16 protein-coding genes and 1 other RNA gene are annotated in these 14,113 nt (G+C 61.1%); 11 read left to right on the plus strand and 6 right to left on the minus strand.

Translation table 11 applies throughout. The features are described 5' to 3' along the window. The first annotated feature begins 1 nt into the window (after position 1). Complete coding sequence (gene moeB, locus ASG19_RS05915; RefSeq protein ID WP_062454955.1) at positions 2-787, plus strand: molybdopterin-synthase adenylyltransferase MoeB; 786 nt, start codon at positions 2-4, stop codon at positions 785-787. Continuing rightward, a complete protein-coding gene (locus tag ASG19_RS05920) occupies positions 784-1,266 on the plus strand; it encodes a GNAT family N-acetyltransferase (protein WP_062454185.1) in 483 nt (160 codons plus the stop codon). Before moeB ends, ASG19_RS05920 begins: the two co-directional genes overlap by 4 nt. Here ASG19_RS05920 and ASG19_RS05925 read toward each other — a convergent pair. Then, positions 1,263-2,267: a D-glycerate dehydrogenase gene (locus tag ASG19_RS05925; protein ID WP_062454186.1), complete on the minus strand. Its 1,005-nt coding sequence runs from the start codon at positions 2,265-2,267 to the stop codon at positions 1,263-1,265. The two genes, ASG19_RS05920 and ASG19_RS05925, sit on opposite strands and share 4 nt — an antisense overlap. Positions 2,268-2,431: 164 nt before the next feature. On the opposite strand from ASG19_RS05925, the gene ASG19_RS05930 reads away from it, so the two are divergent. Next, positions 2,432-2,974, plus strand: coding sequence for an SH3 domain-containing protein (locus ASG19_RS05930; protein WP_062454187.1), 543 nt, complete (start codon positions 2,432-2,434; stop codon positions 2,972-2,974). Here the strand turns inward: ASG19_RS05930 and ASG19_RS05935 are convergent. Then, positions 2,967-3,959 (minus strand): adenosine kinase, encoded by a 993-nt coding sequence (locus ASG19_RS05935; protein WP_062454188.1) that lies wholly within the window; start codon positions 3,957-3,959, stop codon positions 2,967-2,969. The two genes, ASG19_RS05930 and ASG19_RS05935, sit on opposite strands and share 8 nt — an antisense overlap. A gap of 349 nt (positions 3,960-4,308) precedes the next feature. Here ASG19_RS05935 and ASG19_RS05940 point away from each other — a divergent pair, with 349 nt between their 5' ends. Next, positions 4,309-5,253 (plus strand): AEC family transporter, encoded by a 945-nt coding sequence (locus ASG19_RS05940; RefSeq protein ID WP_062454189.1) that lies wholly within the window; start codon positions 4,309-4,311, stop codon positions 5,251-5,253. A gap of 25 nt (positions 5,254-5,278) precedes the next feature. Here ASG19_RS05940 and ASG19_RS05945 read toward each other — a convergent pair whose 3' ends face one another. Continuing rightward, positions 5,279-5,866, minus strand: coding sequence for a cytochrome c family protein (locus ASG19_RS05945; protein WP_062454190.1), 588 nt, complete (start codon positions 5,864-5,866; stop codon positions 5,279-5,281). A 150-nt stretch (positions 5,867-6,016) separates the two neighbouring features. On the opposite strand from ASG19_RS05945, the gene ASG19_RS05950 reads away from it, so the two are divergent. Beyond that, a complete protein-coding gene (locus tag ASG19_RS05950; protein ID WP_062454191.1) occupies positions 6,017-6,775 on the plus strand; it encodes a 3-deoxy-manno-octulosonate cytidylyltransferase in 759 nt (252 codons plus the stop codon). 12 nt (positions 6,776-6,787) lie between these two features. Then, positions 6,788-7,651 (plus strand): prephenate dehydratase, encoded by an 864-nt coding sequence (locus ASG19_RS05955; RefSeq protein ID WP_062454192.1) that lies wholly within the window; start codon positions 6,788-6,790, stop codon positions 7,649-7,651. Positions 7,652-7,669: 18 nt separating this feature from the next. On the opposite strand, the gene nudC is transcribed toward ASG19_RS05955, so the two are convergent. Together nudC and ASG19_RS05965 are read right to left on the minus strand one after the other, a co-directional pair. Then, positions 7,670-8,626, minus strand: coding sequence for an NAD(+) diphosphatase (gene nudC / locus ASG19_RS05960; protein ID WP_062454193.1), 957 nt, complete (start codon positions 8,624-8,626; stop codon positions 7,670-7,672). Next, positions 8,623-9,033 carry an HIT family protein gene (locus ASG19_RS05965; RefSeq protein ID WP_062454194.1) on the minus strand — a complete coding sequence of 137 codons (411 nt, stop codon included), beginning with the start codon at positions 9,031-9,033 and terminating at the stop codon, positions 8,623-8,625. Before ASG19_RS05965 ends, nudC begins: the two co-directional genes overlap by 4 nt. An 86-nt stretch (positions 9,034-9,119) precedes the next feature. Between ASG19_RS05965 and ffs the strand changes: the two genes are divergently transcribed. The 3 genes from ffs to ASG19_RS05980 all read left to right on the plus strand — a co-directional run bounded on the left by ffs (position 9,120) and on the right by ASG19_RS05980 (position 11,516). Then, positions 9,120-9,216, plus strand: an RNA gene (gene ffs / locus ASG19_RS05970) — signal recognition particle sRNA small type. A 76-nt stretch (positions 9,217-9,292) separates the two neighbouring features. After that, a complete protein-coding gene (locus ASG19_RS05975) occupies positions 9,293-11,170 on the plus strand; it encodes a DNA polymerase III subunit gamma/tau (RefSeq protein ID WP_062454195.1) in 1,878 nt (625 codons plus the stop codon). A gap of 22 nt (positions 11,171-11,192) precedes the next feature. After that, a complete protein-coding gene (locus tag ASG19_RS05980; RefSeq protein WP_062454196.1) occupies positions 11,193-11,516 on the plus strand; it encodes a YbaB/EbfC family nucleoid-associated protein in 324 nt (107 codons plus the stop codon). A 54-nt stretch (positions 11,517-11,570) separates the two neighbouring features. Here the strand turns inward: ASG19_RS05980 and ASG19_RS05985 are convergent, their stop codons facing one another. Continuing rightward, entirely contained in the window at positions 11,571-12,203 is a 633-nt protein-coding gene (locus tag ASG19_RS05985) for an MOSC domain-containing protein (RefSeq protein ID WP_062454197.1), read from the minus strand. 54 nt (positions 12,204-12,257) lie between these two features. Here ASG19_RS05985 and recR point away from each other — a divergent pair, with 54 nt between their 5' ends. Together recR and ASG19_RS05995 are read left to right on the plus strand one after the other, a co-directional pair. After that, positions 12,258-12,863, plus strand: coding sequence for a recombination mediator RecR (recR, locus tag ASG19_RS05990; protein ID WP_062454198.1), 606 nt, complete (start codon positions 12,258-12,260; stop codon positions 12,861-12,863). 66 nt (positions 12,864-12,929) lie between these two features. Beyond that, on the plus strand, positions 12,930-14,111 hold the full coding sequence (locus tag ASG19_RS05995; RefSeq protein ID WP_244476116.1) for a lytic murein transglycosylase: 1,182 nt from the start codon (positions 12,930-12,932) through the stop codon (positions 14,109-14,111). Positions 14,112-14,113 lie beyond the last annotated feature (2 nt).

Here is a 14,113-nt window from a genome sequence, read left to right on the forward strand (position 1 = left end):
GATGGAAAACCAGAATTCGGACACGCTTCGCCCAGATGAAATCGAGCGCTATCGCCGCCATATCCTGCTGCCGGAGATCGGCGGTCAGGGCCAGCAGAAGCTCAAGAGCGCACGTGTGCTGGTGATCGGTGCGGGCGGTCTTGGGGCGCCCATTCTCGAATATCTCGCGGCGGCCGGCATTGGCACGATCGGCATCGTCGACGACGACCGCGTTTCGCTGTCCAACCTGCAGCGTCAGGTAATTCACGATACCGGCACGATCGGCGAAATGAAGACACGAAGTGCAAGGCAAGCGATCGCGCGGTTGAACCCGAATACGCGGGTGATGGATTTCGAGGAGCGCTTCTCCGCCGAATGGGCGCAGATGCATCTCTCCCGTTTCCGCCTGCTGATAGACGGCTCGGACAATTTCGACACGCGGTATGCGGCAGCGGACGCTGCGGAAGCGGCCCGCATTCCATTGGTCACGGGTGCGGTCGGACGTTTCGACGGGTCGGTGACGGTACTGAAACCGTACGAGGCCGGCGCGGACGGAGAGCTCAACCCCACCTACCGCGACCTCTTCCCCGAGCAGCCGCCGGAAGGCCTTATCCCCGCCTGCGCGGAGACTGGCGTCGTCGGTGCGCTCACCGGCGTGATCGGGACGCTGATGGCGATGGAAGCGATCAAATTGGTGACAGGGATTGGCGAACCGCTGGTTAGGCGCCTGTTGCTCTACGATGGACTTGCAACGCGGTTCGATGTGATCAAGTACAAGCGCCGTGCGAAACGGACGGCTACCGAATGACTGAGATCGTTCGCATCGACGAGAGTTTCACCGGCTGGGAAGACCTGCTGACGCTGATCATGTCATCCTTTGCCTATATGGACGGGGTGATCGATCCGCCCTCCTCTGCCCACCGGCTCACGCTTGTGTCGCTTGAGCAGAAGGCGCGCGACGAGATTGCGTTCGTCGCGGTGGAAGAGGGACAGCTTGCAGGTTGCGTGTTTCTGAAGCCTGAACCCGGATGTCTCTATGTGGGCAAGCTGGCGATATCGCCTGCGTTCCAGAGCCGAGGCATCGGCCGGCATCTGCTTTCCGTGGCGGAGGATATCGCGCGGCAAAGAGGCCTGCCTGCGCTCAGGCTGGAGACCCGCATCGAGCTTACCGGCAATCACACGACCTTCGCGAGGTGGGGCTTCGTGAAGACGGCCGAGAATGCCCATGCGGGCTATGCCAGAACGACATCGATCGAGATGCGGAAGCGGCTTTCGCAGACAACCTAGTTCCGGCCGGGCAGAACCCGGTTCGGTGGGCGATGGCCGTCGAAATACGTGCGGATATTGATGATCACCTTGTCGCCCATGTCGATGCGACCTTCGATCGTTGCCGAGCCCATATGCGGCAGCAGCACGACACGTCCCTCGCGGGCGAGCTTGACCAGCTTCGGATTGACGGCCGGTTCGTTCTGATAGACGTCGAGCCCTGCGCCTGCAATTTTCCCATCGCGCAGCAGCTGCACCATCGCGACCTCGTCGATGATATCGCCGCGGGCGGTGTTGACGATGATCGAACCGGGCTGCAGCAAGGCCAGCCGGCGGGCCGAGAGAAGGTGGAAGGTCGCCGGCGTCGACGGGCAGTTGATCGAGACGATATCGACGCGCGCAAGCATCTGGTCGAGGCTGTCCCAATAGGTCGCCTCCAGCTCTTCCTCGGTGGCCGGACTGACCGGCTTGCGATTGTGATAATGGATGGCGAGGCCGAAGGCCTTGGCCCGGCGCGCCACGGCACTGCCGATGCGGCCCATGCCGACGATGCCGATACGCTTGCCCCAGATCCGCCGGCCGAGCATCCAGGTCGGGCTCCAGCCTTCCCAGTCTCCGGGCTTGTCGGTGAGGATCCGCGATCCTTCCGCCAGGCGTCGGTTGACGGCAAGAATCAGCGCCAAGGTCATGTCGGCCGTGTCTTCGGTCAGGACGTTCGGCGTGTTGGTGACCGTGATTCCTTTCTTCGCGGCCGCATCCACATCGATATGATCGGTACCGTTGGAAAAACTGGCGATCAGCTTCAGCTGCGGGCCTGCTTCCGCGATCAGCCCTGCGTCGATCCTATCGGTAACCGTCGGCACCAGCACATCGGCGGTCTTCATAGCAGCGATAAGCTCTTCGCGCGAACGGGGACAATCGTCGATATTGAGCTCTGCGTCGAAAAGCTCGCGCATGCGCGTTTCAACGGCGTCCGGAAGTTTGCGAGTGATGTAAACCTGGGGTTTTTTCTTCGCTGTCATGGTTTCAAAGCCGCATTGCAATCAGCTGCCATTAGGACGTCCTTAACCAAGGTGCGCAATAGTCTGAGGCATCCAGGGCGTTTTCTTAACAGACCCGTCGGCGAAGACAAACAAAACCTCGCATGGACAGGAACGCTTGTGGAATTTCAGCCGGAATGAGATTCATGCGCAGAACATTCTTTACATCCTTCCTTGCAGCCTCGATCGGGCTCCTCACCTGCCTTTCCGGCGCCGACGGCGCACTTGCACAGGGCGTTGCCAAGGGCGCAAGCGGCCTGCCGCTTCCCCGTTTCGTCAGCCTGAAATCGAGAAAAGTGAACATCCGCATCGGTCCGAGCACGGATTATGCGGTGTCATGGATGTACATGAAGTCGGGAACCCCGATGGAAATCATCCAGGAATACGACAACTGGCGCCGTGTTCGCGATGCCGAGGGCACGGAGGGCTGGGTCAACCAGGCCCTGCTATCGGGCGAGCGCACGGCCGTTGCAGCGCCGTGGATGCGCGGCAAGGGCAAGGACATCTATGTCAACATGCGCAACGAACCGCAGCAATCCGCGGGCCTCACTGCAAAGCTCGAGCCCGGCGTGATGATCAAGATCAGCGAATGCAATGGCGACTGGTGCCATGCGGAAGCGAATGGTGCAGAGGGCTGGATCGCCCAGGCGGAAATCTGGGGCGCTTACCCGGGAGAGGCCTTTAAATAAGGCCTCTTTCCTTCGCCGCCTGCGCGAGCGAGACCATCGGCCGCGGCCCGATCTGCTGAATGACGATGGCCGCGACCAGGCAGCCAAGCTTGCCGCAATCCTCAAGCGAACGATCTGCGGTATAGCCGTAGAGAAAGCCGGCGGCGAACAGATCGCCGGCACCGGTCGTATCGACGAGTTCCTCGATGGCATAGGCCGGGATCGCGATCCGTTCCTTGCCACGCACGAGAACAGCACCTTCCTCGCTCAGCGTGATGGCCGCCAGCTTGCAATCGTGAGCGATCTTGCCGAGGGCGAGCTCGAAATCGTCCGTCTCGTAGAGCGACAGAAGTTCCTGCTTGTTGGCAAAGACGATATCCACGATGCCGGATTTCATCAGCTCCAGGAATTCCTCGCGGTAGCGGCCGACGCAGAACGGATCCGACAGCGTCATCGAGACTTCACGACCATGCGCATGGGCGATGCGGGCTGCTTCGCGGATCGCATCCTTGGCGCGCGGCGGATCCCACAAGTAACCTTCGAAATAGGTCACCTTCGATTCGGCCACCACGTCTTCCTCGACATGTTCAGGACCGAGTTCGACGCAGGCGCCGAGATAGGTGTTCATCGAACGCTCGCCATCCGGCGTCACGAAAATCATCGAACGGGCGGTCGGTGGATGAACACCGTCAGGCTTTGTTTCGTAGTGGACACCCTGGGCACGGATATCATGCTGGAAAATGGTGCCGAGCTGATCGTTGGCGACCTTGCCGAAGTAGGCAGCCCTGCCGCCGAGACTGGCAACGCCGGCCGCTGTGTTGCCGGCGGAACCGCCTGAGGCTTCGACCGCAGGACCCATCTTCGAGTAGAGAAGTTCGGCGCGCTCGGCATTGATCAGGTTCATCGCACCCTTGATGATCGCGTTGTCGCCGAGGAATTGATCGTCGCAGCGCGCGAGGATGTCCACGATGGCATTGCCGATGGTTAGCACGTCGAATTTCGGCATCCGGCTCTGATCCTCTTTCGAATGAATGGATGAGAGAACGGGTATTCGCCTTTAGCCGTGATGGGAAGCAAAAAACGCTGTCGGCACTAAGGCTCCAAAAATCCGCAGCTGTCATTCTCCCGTCATGGTGAGCCCCTAGATAACGATCATCCGATTGCTGATGTCGACCACGGATGAACTGGCGACGAAGCGTTTGGACACCCCTGGCTGGACCGGGGAAGGAAGCGGGGATCAAGCCCCGCTTTTCTGTTTTCGGCTTTCGCCTGCAACGGGTTTGCGCCCGACGCATTTGTCGTTCAGCCAGATCTGCGCTAGACGCAGATAACAGTCTCCTCCGAAAGCCGCCTCCGTGTCGTCAGTCTTCGCCAATGTGCTGCCCGTCTTCATCCTGATCCTGATGGGCTGGCTCGCCGCCAAAACCGGGCTTTTGAAGGCCGAAACCGGTGACGCGCTGGGGGAATACGTCTTCAAGATCGCGGTTCCGATGCTGATCTTCCGGACGGTTGCGGACGCCCATTTTGGCGGCGTCTCTCCCTTCGGGCTGTGGAGCGCCTATTTCATTGCCGTTGCCGTCACATGGACGACCGGGCATCTGATGGCCACGCGGTTCTTCGCACGGGATGCCAAGGTCGGCGTCATCGCGGGCATGTCGAGTGCGTTTGCCAACAACATCTTCATCGGCCTGCCGTTGATCGATCACATGGTTGGCAAGGAAGGGCTTCTTGCCGTCTCGATCCTGCTCGCCATCCATCTGCCGATCATGATGATCGCCGGCTCGATCCTGATGGAGGGGGCAACTGCGCGGGTCGACGGCACACAGAAGCGCACGCTTTCCGTGGTTCTGCGGCAGGTCGCCAGCAACCTGGTCCGCAATCCGCTCGTGATCGCGATCGCGATCGGGATACCGTTCAATCTTCTGGGCTTCTCGATCCCCACGTCCGTGCTGCCTGTCGTCAACCAGATCGCCGCCTCAGCCGGGCCGGTGGCGCTGATTTCAATCGGCATGGCGCTGACCCGTTATCCGATCCGTGGCGATATCAATCTCGCCACGGCCGTTGCAGTCCTGAAGCTTACCCTGATGCCGGCGATCGTGTTCGCCACAAGCCATGCGATCGGGCTGCCGCGGGACTGGGCGGCCGCTCTGGTTTTGACCTCTTCTGTTCCAACGGGCATCAATGCCTGGCTGATTGCCCAGCGGTTCAGGTCCGGACAAAGCCTTGCCGCCTCGACCATCAGCATCACGACAGCGTTCGGCCTTATCACCGTAAGCTTCTGGGGTTGGCTGCTGTCGTGATCGGAATGTCTGCCGCCGGGTGGGATCAATTCGTCGGGGCGGGAGCGGGTGCAGCGCCGGGTTCAGGCAGTGGCGCAGGGCTATCAGACTGTTCGCGGATATAAGCAAGCAGGTTGCCGCGTTCCTTGTCGTTCTTCAAGCCGGCAAAGCCCATCGCTGTCCCCTTCACGTAGGCCTTGGGCGCAACGAGGAAGTGGTTGAGGTGATCGAACGTCCAGGTCTCCGCGCCGCCCTTGGAGAAATCCTTCATGGCAGCAGAGTAGGAAAAGCCCTCATGGCTGGCGATCGGACGGTTCACAACACCCCATAGATCGGGACCCACCTTGTTGGGGCCTCCCTTTTCAATGGAGTGACAGCTCTGACACTTCTTGAATACCGTTGCGCCGGCAGCGGCATCGGCACCCGCCATCAGCTGACCAACAGGGACAACTTCCGCGGCACCGCCACCGGCAGCCGCTTCGCCGCCGGCTGGCTCTTCCAGCGCGGCGATTGCAAATCCTTCCTTCTCAGGCGACGGCGAGTGGAAAATCCCCTCCGACGCGATCGATACGGACATCATCACGAAAACCGTGGCAAGCAATGCGCCTACCGACATGTTTACATAGGGATTCATCAGCAAATTCTCCTCACCGGCCCGCCGTCCCAAAGCAGGCACCTTGAATTTGTTTGGAAGCTATGTCTTTTGCAGAGGCCTTGCAACACGATACGCTCGTTCTGCTTGAGACTTTTTGCCACTGCACAGGCTGGATTGGAAGGTTTTACGATGACTTACACGGCTTTCGACCGGACGCTCGTCCTCATTCCAGCACGAATGGCGTCGACGCGCCTTCCCGGCAAGCCGCTCGCAGACATCGCCGGCCTTCCCATGATCGTGCAGGTCGCAAAGCGCGCCGAGGAGGCCAATGTCGGTCGCATCGTCGTTGCCGTGGACCATCAGGACATTTTCGATGTGGTGAAAGCTGCAGGCTTCGAGGTGGTCATGACCCGCGAAGACCACCAGTCGGGTTCCGATCGGATCTTCGAAGCGCTGACCAAGGCGGACCCTGACGGCAAGGTGGAATACGTCATCAACGTGCAGGGCGACCTGCCGACCGTGGAAGCCGACGTCGTGCGCGCCTCGCTCAAGCCGCTGCTGGACAGCCCGCAGACGGATATCGCCACGCTTACCGTCGAAATCACTGACGAGCATGAGAAGACCAATCCGAACGTGGTCAAGATCGTCGGTTCGCCTCTCTCGGACACGCGGCTGAAGGCGCTCTATTTTACCCGCGCCACAGCTCCTTACGGCAACGGACCACTTTACCATCATATCGGGCTTTACGCCTACCGCCGCACTGCACTCGAGAAATTCGTGGCGCTCGGCCCTTCGGTGCTCGAAAAGCGCGAATCACTCGAACAGCTGCGGGCACTTGAAGCCGGCATGCGCATCGATGCCGAAATCGTCGCGTCGGTGCCGCTGGGCGTCGACACGCCGGCCGACCTTGAAAAGGCACGCGCCATCCTCTCCTCCCGCGGTTTGTAACGGATCAGCCTCATGAATGCCTCGACCAACCGCATTTCCTTCCAGGGCGAATTCGGCGCCAATTCCGATATGGCGTCCAGGGACATGTTTCCGGATATGGAACCCCTGCCCTGCCCGACCTTCGAGGATGCGTTCCAGGCGCTGGAAAACGGCGATTCGGATCTCGCGATGATCCCGATCGAAAACACCATCGCCGGCCGTGTTGCCGACATTCACTACCTGCTGCCGGAATCGCGTCTGCATATCGTCGGCGAATATTTCATGCCGATCCGGTTCCAGCTGATGGTGCTGCCGGGTGTGGAGCGCGAGGAGATCCGCACCGTCCACAGCCATATCCACGCGCTTGGCCAGTGCCGCAAGATCATCCGCGCCAATGGCTGGAAGGCCGTTGTTGCCGGCGACACGGCGGGTGCTGCGAAACTCGTTTCCGAAAAGGGCGACCGCTCGATGGCGGCCCTTGCGCCACGGCTTGCGGCCAGTCTCTACGGGCTCGACATTCTGGCTGAGAATGTCGAGGACACGGAAAACAATGTCACACGGTTCGTGGTCCTGTCGCGCGACGAGAAGTGGGTGCAGCGCAACGAGGCCGACGACGTGATCGTCACCACCTTCGTGTTCAACGTGCGCAACATTCCGGCTGCGCTCTACAAGGCGATGGGTGGATTTGCCACCAACGGCATCAACATGACGAAGCTCGAAAGCTATCAGCTGGGCGGCAAGTTCGTGGCGACGCAGTTCTACGCGGATATCGAGGGGCATCCGGACGATGCCCCTGTGCGCCGTGCGCTCGAAGAACTGCGGTTCTTCTCCGAGAAAGTCCGCATCCTCGGAACCTACAAGGGTCATCCGATGCGCGGCGCGCTGCAGAAAGGCTGACGGGCGGAAGCGCTCCTTTCAGCGCTTCCAGTCGATCCAGTCGCGCATCAGCCGATAGGCAATCGCTCCCTTGGCGGGGCCGAACGGCTTGTCATCCGGGCCTGCCTCCAGCATCGCCTGCACCTCGGCGCGCGAAAACCAGCGAACGTCAGACATTTCGTGGGCATCGATGGTGATCTCCGTCGACGTCGCCTCGGCGAAACAGCCGATCATCAGCGAATGCGGCATCGGCCAGGGCTGCGATGCGTGATAGCGCACGCGTCCGATCTCGATCGCCGATTCCTCGACGGTTTCACGTCTGACGGCCTGTTCGATCGTTTCGCCGGGTTCGACGAAGCCAGCCAGGCAGGAATACATACCCTCCTGGAAATGATGGCTGCGTCCGAGCAGGCAGCGGTCGTTTTCCTCATCGATCGTCATCATGATGACGACGGGGTCGGTGCGCGGAAACATCATGTGCTGACACTTCGTGCAGACGCGCTTGTAGCCGCCGATCTTCATTTCGGTGGGCGAGCCGCATTTGCCGCAGAAGATATTGGCGGCATTCCAGTTGAGCAAGGACACGGCCTGGGCGACCTCGCCCTGAAGCTCGTCATCGAGCAGGCCTTCACGGAAAAGAGCTCGCGCCTCGGTCGGCTTGTAATGGCTTGCAAGCTCTTCATCGGCGATCGTGACCGGGACGGCGACGCGCGGCTCGCCGTTCTGGTGATGGCCGAGCAGCACGGCCCGGTCGAAATCCGGCTTCAGCTCCGCCAGCTCGTAAGCCGCAAACAGCGGATCGAGGATCTGGCCGTCGTGCTTCAGAATGACCCGGCTGCCGGAGAAGGCGAGGATATGGGTGCCATCGACGGACAGCGCCTTCTCGATGCAGTCGTCTTCCCGGTTTTCCGCCTGCCGGTCGAGCTTGTTGCCGGAGAACGCCGTGAGGCTGCTGGGGTCGGGATGGGGTGTATCGGTATCGAATATGCTGCTCATCGGGAAAGCTTTTCCATCAGTCTGTTCATCAGGGCCTGCATCTTTTCGCCATCATACGGTTCTGCGGATCCGTAGCCCCAGATCGGGCCCGGCCAGTTCGCATCGCCTTCGAAGCGGGCAATCACATGAACATGGAGCTGCCGGACGATGTTGCCAAGCGCACCGACATTAATCTTGGTCGCGCCCGTTATCGCATTCAAGGCGGCCGCAACATGATTGACCTCGGCCGACAGGAGCGCCTGATCGGCCTCCGAAAGCTCGAAAATCTCGGTCATGTCGGCCCGCTGCGGCACCATGACAAGCCACGGCCAGCGGCTGTCATTCTGGATCCGCAGCTGACAGAGATCGAGGGTGGCGATGAGATCGGAGTCCCGCGCAATGCGCCCGTCCAGTTCGAACTCGCTCAAGCATTCCTCCTAAATTTTTTTATCTGGTCGTAGTTTTTTACAGGCTTGGCTTGCATTTGGAAGCGTTATTGACGATATGAGCGGTGGGAGGTTGGTGGTGGACGAGCCACTCGCCAACCGGGTCAGGTCCGGAAGGAAGCAGCCCTAACGAGCCAGGCACGGGTCGCCGTGCCAGCCTCCCACCCTCTCATCTTGGTCAGCATCCGGCGCGCTCAGTCTCTGACGGCCGGAATGGCCCGTACAGGCTGGCAGGATTTTCATGAGCGACGACGGGCCGACATATTCCAGCAACCCGACTGCGCCCACGCCTTCCGGCAGTGGCTACCGGGTTCTCGCCCGCAAATACCGTCCCAAGGATTTTTCCGACCTGATGGTCGGCCAGGAGCCGATGGTGAGAACACTCACCAACGCCTTCGAGACCGGCCGCATCGCCCAGGCCTATATGCTGACCGGTGTGCGCGGTGTCGGCAAAACCACGACTGCCCGCATTCTGGCGCGTGCGCTCAATTACAAGACCGCCGAGATCGACCGCCCGACGATCGATCTGCGTATCCCCGGCGAACACTGCCAGGCGATCATGGAAGGTCGGCATGTCGATGTCATCGAGATGGACGCAGCCTCGCACACCGGCATCGACGATATCAGAGAGATCATCGAGCAGGTGCGCTATCGGCCTGTCTCGGCGCGCTACAAAGTCTACATCATCGACGAAGTGCACATGCTCTCCACGCAGGCCTTCAACGGCCTGCTGAAGACGCTGGAAGAGCCGCCGGAGCATGTGAAGTTCATCTTCGCGACGACGGAAATCCGCAAGGTGCCGATTACCGTCCTGTCGCGCTGCCAGCGCTTTGACCTCCGCCGGATCAGTGCTGCCGATCTCGTCGGCCTGTTCACGACCATCCTCGAAAAGGAAGGTATTCCGGCCGAGACCGAGGCACTGTCGATGATCGCGCGCGCGGCTGAAGGCTCCGCTCGCGACGGACTGTCCCTTCTCGACCAGGCGATTGCCCATGGCGCAGGCCATGTGGTGGCCGATACCGTGCGCGGCATGCTTGGCCTTGCCGACCGCGCCCGCATCGTCGATCTGTTCGAACAGATCGTGCAGGGCGACGTGACGGCTGCCCTTTCCGAATTCACCGCACAATACGAGGCCGGCGCCAACCCTGTCGTGGTTCTGACCGACCTTGCGGACTTCACCCATCTCGTCACGCGCTTCAAATATATCCCGGAAGCGGCGGACGATCCTTCGCTGAGCGAAGTCGAGCGTGTGCGCGGTCGCGAATTTTCCGAGACGATCGCCGTCAGCACCCTGTCGCGGATCTGGCAGATGCTGCTCAAGGGCATTCCGGAAGCGGAGAACTCTTCCCGCCCCGCCGGTGCCGCCGAAATGGTGCTGATCCGCCTGACCCATGCCGCCCACCTTCCCTCGCCGGAAGACGCTGCGCGTCGGCTTGCCGACCTTTCCGGTGGCGATGGCCAGCGCGGCGCGCCCAATGGGAATGGCGGCGGCAATGGCGCAGGCCAGACTTCGTCATCGCAGCCGCCGGTCAATGCCCGCGGGATCGATATGCAGTCGCAGCGTATGCCGTCAGGCGGACCGACCGCGATGCTGAAAGCCGTGCCGAACGACAATCCGCGCGAGATGCCGGTCGGCCGTGTCGAGGAAAAGCCCGAGCCCAGCGTTGCTGTTCGCTCGCTGGCCGACATCGTCGATCTCTGCTCCAAGAACCGCGACGCGAAGCTGAAGGCGCTGGTGCGCAATTTTGTGCGGCTGGTGAAGATCGAACCGGGCCGGCTCGACATGCGCCTGACCGACGGCGGACCAACGACGCTGCCGGGTGAACTCGGCGTCAAGCTGAAGGAATGGACCGGCATCCACTGGATCGTCTCCCTCAGCAAGGAAGACGGTTCGCCGACATTGGTCGAGGCAGAGGGAACCGCGCGCGAGGCGCGGCTGACCGACGCCCGCTCCGATCCGGATGTCGCGGCGATCCTGTCGCAGTTTCCCGGCGCAAAGATCACCGACGTCCGGATCCGCGTGAGCGAGGACGAAATCGACGCAGACGAATTGCCGCCGCCAGCCGTGGTGGAAAGCGCCGAGGGCGATATCCTGCCGGGCGACGACATCGAACTTTAAAAATCAGGAAGAGGAGATCCCGATGCGCGACATCATGGGCATGATGGGCAAGGTCAAGGAAATGCAGGCCAAGATGGAGAAGATGCAGGCGGATATCGCCGCTCTCGAAGTCGAAGGCACGGCCGGTGGCGGCCTCGTGACCATAAGAATGAACGGCAAGGGCGACATGCTGGGTCTGAAGATCGATCCGTCCCTGTTCAAGGAAGACGAATCCGAGATTCTCGAAGACCTGATCATTGCGGCCCACAAGCTGGCAAAGGACCGGGCAGAAGAGATCACTGCCGAAAAGACCAAGGAACTGACCGCCGGCCTGCCGATCCCGCCCGGCATGAAGCTGCCGTTCTAAGACGAGACCGGCGTTCCCTCTTGGAACTGCCTGCCAACAAGGCCCGCCTATTCGTTAGAACTTGGCGGGTTTTCCGGCTTCGATCGCCTCTCGCATATCGGCATGGATGGGTGCGGATAAAAACCGTTGCCGGTCGTCATCCCCAAGACGCTTGCCGAATTTTGCGAGCAGTTCCGGGATGGAAACCCTCGTTCCCTGGTAGACGCTGAACTCGACCGCATCGCCCGCCGCTGCAAAACCCGGCGTCAGCACCCGGCAGTAGATGCCGGGGCGAGCAGCCGTTCGGTAGGCTTTGACGAAAGTCGGATCGCCCATCTTGGCGGCAAGCGTCGCGCAGGGTGTGCGGGCGGATGTCGCCTGCAGAACAAGCTCGGCACCGATGCGGAAACAATCGCCGGCGGCCACGTCGCGGTTGTCGAGCCCTTCGATCACGAGGTTTTCGCCAAACGTGCCATCCGGCAAATCACGGCCGAGTTGCGACCGCCACCAGTCGAGCGTCAGGCTGCCTTCGAGCAGGATCGCCTGCTCAGGGCCACCATGATATTTCGTATTGCAGACGGCATCGCCGACCAGGCCTTCCACGTCGATCATGACCGGATTTCTCATCGGCATCTTGTTGATGCCGGTCTTGTAGCTCTTGCCCGGAAGCTTTTCCGGATGACCAAGGCAGAGGCTAAGAAGTTTCATTCGGCTGGTCCTTCGTCGATTCCGTTTCCCCTGCATATGGGCTAAAGGAGAACCATGGCAAAGCGAGTCACCGGCCCCGAAATCGAAAAACTCATCCAGCTTCTGGCGAAAGTACCGGGTCTCGGCCCCCGTTCGGCCCGCCGGGCGGCATTGCATCTTATCAAGAAGAAGGACCAGTTGCTCGGTCCGCTGTCGAACGCGATGGGCGAAGCCTATGACAAGGTGAAGATCTGCTCGCGCTGCGGCAATGTGGATACGTCCGATCCCTGCACCGTCTGCACCGATATCCGACGCGACCAGTCGACGCTGATCGTCTGCGAAGATGTGTCCGATCTCTGGGCGCTGGAGCGCGCAGGCGCGATGAACGCGGCCTATCACGTGCTGGGTGGCACGCTGTCTCCGCTCGATGGCGTCGGACCTGATGATCTTAACATTCGCGGCCTGATCGACCGGGTGAGCGAAGGCTTGGTCAAGGAAATCATCATCGCCGTCAACGCCACGGTCGAGGGACAAACCACAGCACACTATATAACCGACCAGCTGGCCGGCATCGATGTCAAGATCACCCGGCTTGCGCACGGCGTGCCTGTCGGCGGCGAGCTCGACTATCTCGACGAAGGCACGCTGACGGCGGCACTTCGGGCACGAACGGCGATCTGAGGAGATTTCATGCGCAAGACACTCATCGCCCTTGGCGCCATCCTTTGCCTGCTTCCGCCGCCCGTGATGGCCCAAAACAAGCCGGATGTGGAAAAGCAGTTCCAGCGATGGATCGCCAGCGATCTTGGGCCGGAAGCCCGCAAAGCCGGCATTTCCGAGCGGACACTGAAAACCGCCTTTAACGGGATCTCGCTCAACTGGAGCATTCCTGATCTGGTGCCGCCGGGGTCAAAGCCGCCGAAAAGCCAGGATCAGAGCCAGGCGGAGTTCTCTTCCCCCGGCGCCTATTTCTCCGAAAAGCGGCTGCAAGGACTGGCGGCAACGGGTCGCGGCCTTGCGTCGACACATGCCGCGACGCTGAAGCGGATCGAGGCCGCCTACGGCGTTCCCGGTGAGATCGTGGTCGCCATCTGGGGTCGCGAGTCCGGTTTCGGCAAGGCACGGCTTCCCTATTCGGCACTCGAGGTTCTCGCGACCAAGGCCTTCATGTCCACACGCAAGCCGATGTTCCGTGAGGAGTTGATTGCGGCGCTGACGATGATCGAGCGCGGCGACGTGGATGCGGCGACGATGAAGGGTTCGTGGGCGGGCGCTCTCGGCCAGCCGCAATTCATGCCGACCAGCTACCTGAAATACGCCGTCGATTTCGACAAGGACGGGCATCCGGACATCTGGAATTCCGTGCCCGACTCGCTCGCGTCCATAGCCCACTATCTTCAGAAGGAAGGCTGGCAGCGCGGGCGTGACTGGGGTTTCGAGGTTTCCATTCCTGCCAAGGTTTCCTGCGCCCAGGAAGGCCCGGATCTGGCCAAGCCGATCTCCGCCTGGGCGGCGACCGGGATCACCCGCGTGTCGGGCAAGCCTTTTCCTTCCGCCGATCTCAAGGCATCCGGCATGATGCTGGTACCTGCCGGCCGCAACGGACCGGAATTCGTCGTCACGCCGAATTTCTACGTGCTCAAGGAATACAACAACTCCGACCTCTATGCGCTGTTCATCGGCAATCTCGCCGATCGCATTGCCCACGGCGCCGGCGCCTTCGAGGGCGCATGGGGTGACGTCGGCAAGATGCTTCGCTCCGACGTGCTCGCCATGCAAAAGGCGTTGGTGGCCAAGGGTTACGACGTCGGAAACGTCGATGGTCTGCCGGGCTTCAAGACCCGCCGGGCGCTTGGCGACTGGCAGGCAAAGAATGGTCTGACGCCGACCTGCTATCCGGATGCATCGCTGAAGACCCGGCTCAGGTAACA

The organism is Rhizobium sp. Leaf306, from assembly GCF_001423425.1.
Lineage (GTDB): Bacteria > Pseudomonadota > Alphaproteobacteria > Rhizobiales > Rhizobiaceae > Neorhizobium > Neorhizobium soli.

Bases quoted from the DNA above. Each gene is read 5' to 3' on its own strand.
- ASG19_RS05955 (WP_062454192.1), top strand. From the start codon at position 6,788: ATGAATGCCTCGACCAACCGCATTTCCTTCCAGGGCGAATTCGGCGCC.
- ASG19_RS05985 (WP_062454197.1), bottom strand. From the start codon at position 12,203: ATGAAACTTCTTAGCCTCTGCCTTGGTCATCCGGAAAAGCTTCCGGGC.
- ASG19_RS05975 (WP_062454195.1), top strand. From the start codon at position 9,293: ATGAGCGACGACGGGCCGACATATTCCAGCAACCCGACTGCGCCCACG.
- ASG19_RS05980 (WP_062454196.1), top strand. From the start codon at position 11,193: ATGCGCGACATCATGGGCATGATGGGCAAGGTCAAGGAAATGCAGGCC.
- ASG19_RS05920 (WP_062454185.1), top strand. From the start codon at position 784: ATGACTGAGATCGTTCGCATCGACGAGAGTTTCACCGGCTGGGAAGAC.
- ASG19_RS05945 (WP_062454190.1), bottom strand. From the start codon at position 5,866: ATGAATCCCTATGTAAACATGTCGGTAGGCGCATTGCTTGCCACGGTT.
- ASG19_RS05995 (WP_244476116.1), top strand. From the start codon at position 12,930: ATGGCCCAAAACAAGCCGGATGTGGAAAAGCAGTTCCAGCGATGGATC.
- moeB (WP_062454955.1), top strand. From the start codon at position 2: ATGGAAAACCAGAATTCGGACACGCTTCGCCCAGATGAAATCGAGCGC.
- recR (WP_062454198.1), top strand. From the start codon at position 12,258: ATGGCAAAGCGAGTCACCGGCCCCGAAATCGAAAAACTCATCCAGCTT.
- ASG19_RS05950 (WP_062454191.1), top strand. From the start codon at position 6,017: ATGACTTACACGGCTTTCGACCGGACGCTCGTCCTCATTCCAGCACGA.
- ASG19_RS05930 (WP_062454187.1), top strand. From the start codon at position 2,432: ATGCGCAGAACATTCTTTACATCCTTCCTTGCAGCCTCGATCGGGCTC.
- ASG19_RS05935 (WP_062454188.1), bottom strand. From the start codon at position 3,959: ATGCCGAAATTCGACGTGCTAACCATCGGCAATGCCATCGTGGACATC.
- ASG19_RS05925 (WP_062454186.1), bottom strand. From the start codon at position 2,267: ATGACAGCGAAGAAAAAACCCCAGGTTTACATCACTCGCAAACTTCCG.
- nudC (WP_062454193.1), bottom strand. From the start codon at position 8,626: ATGAGCAGCATATTCGATACCGATACACCCCATCCCGACCCCAGCAGC.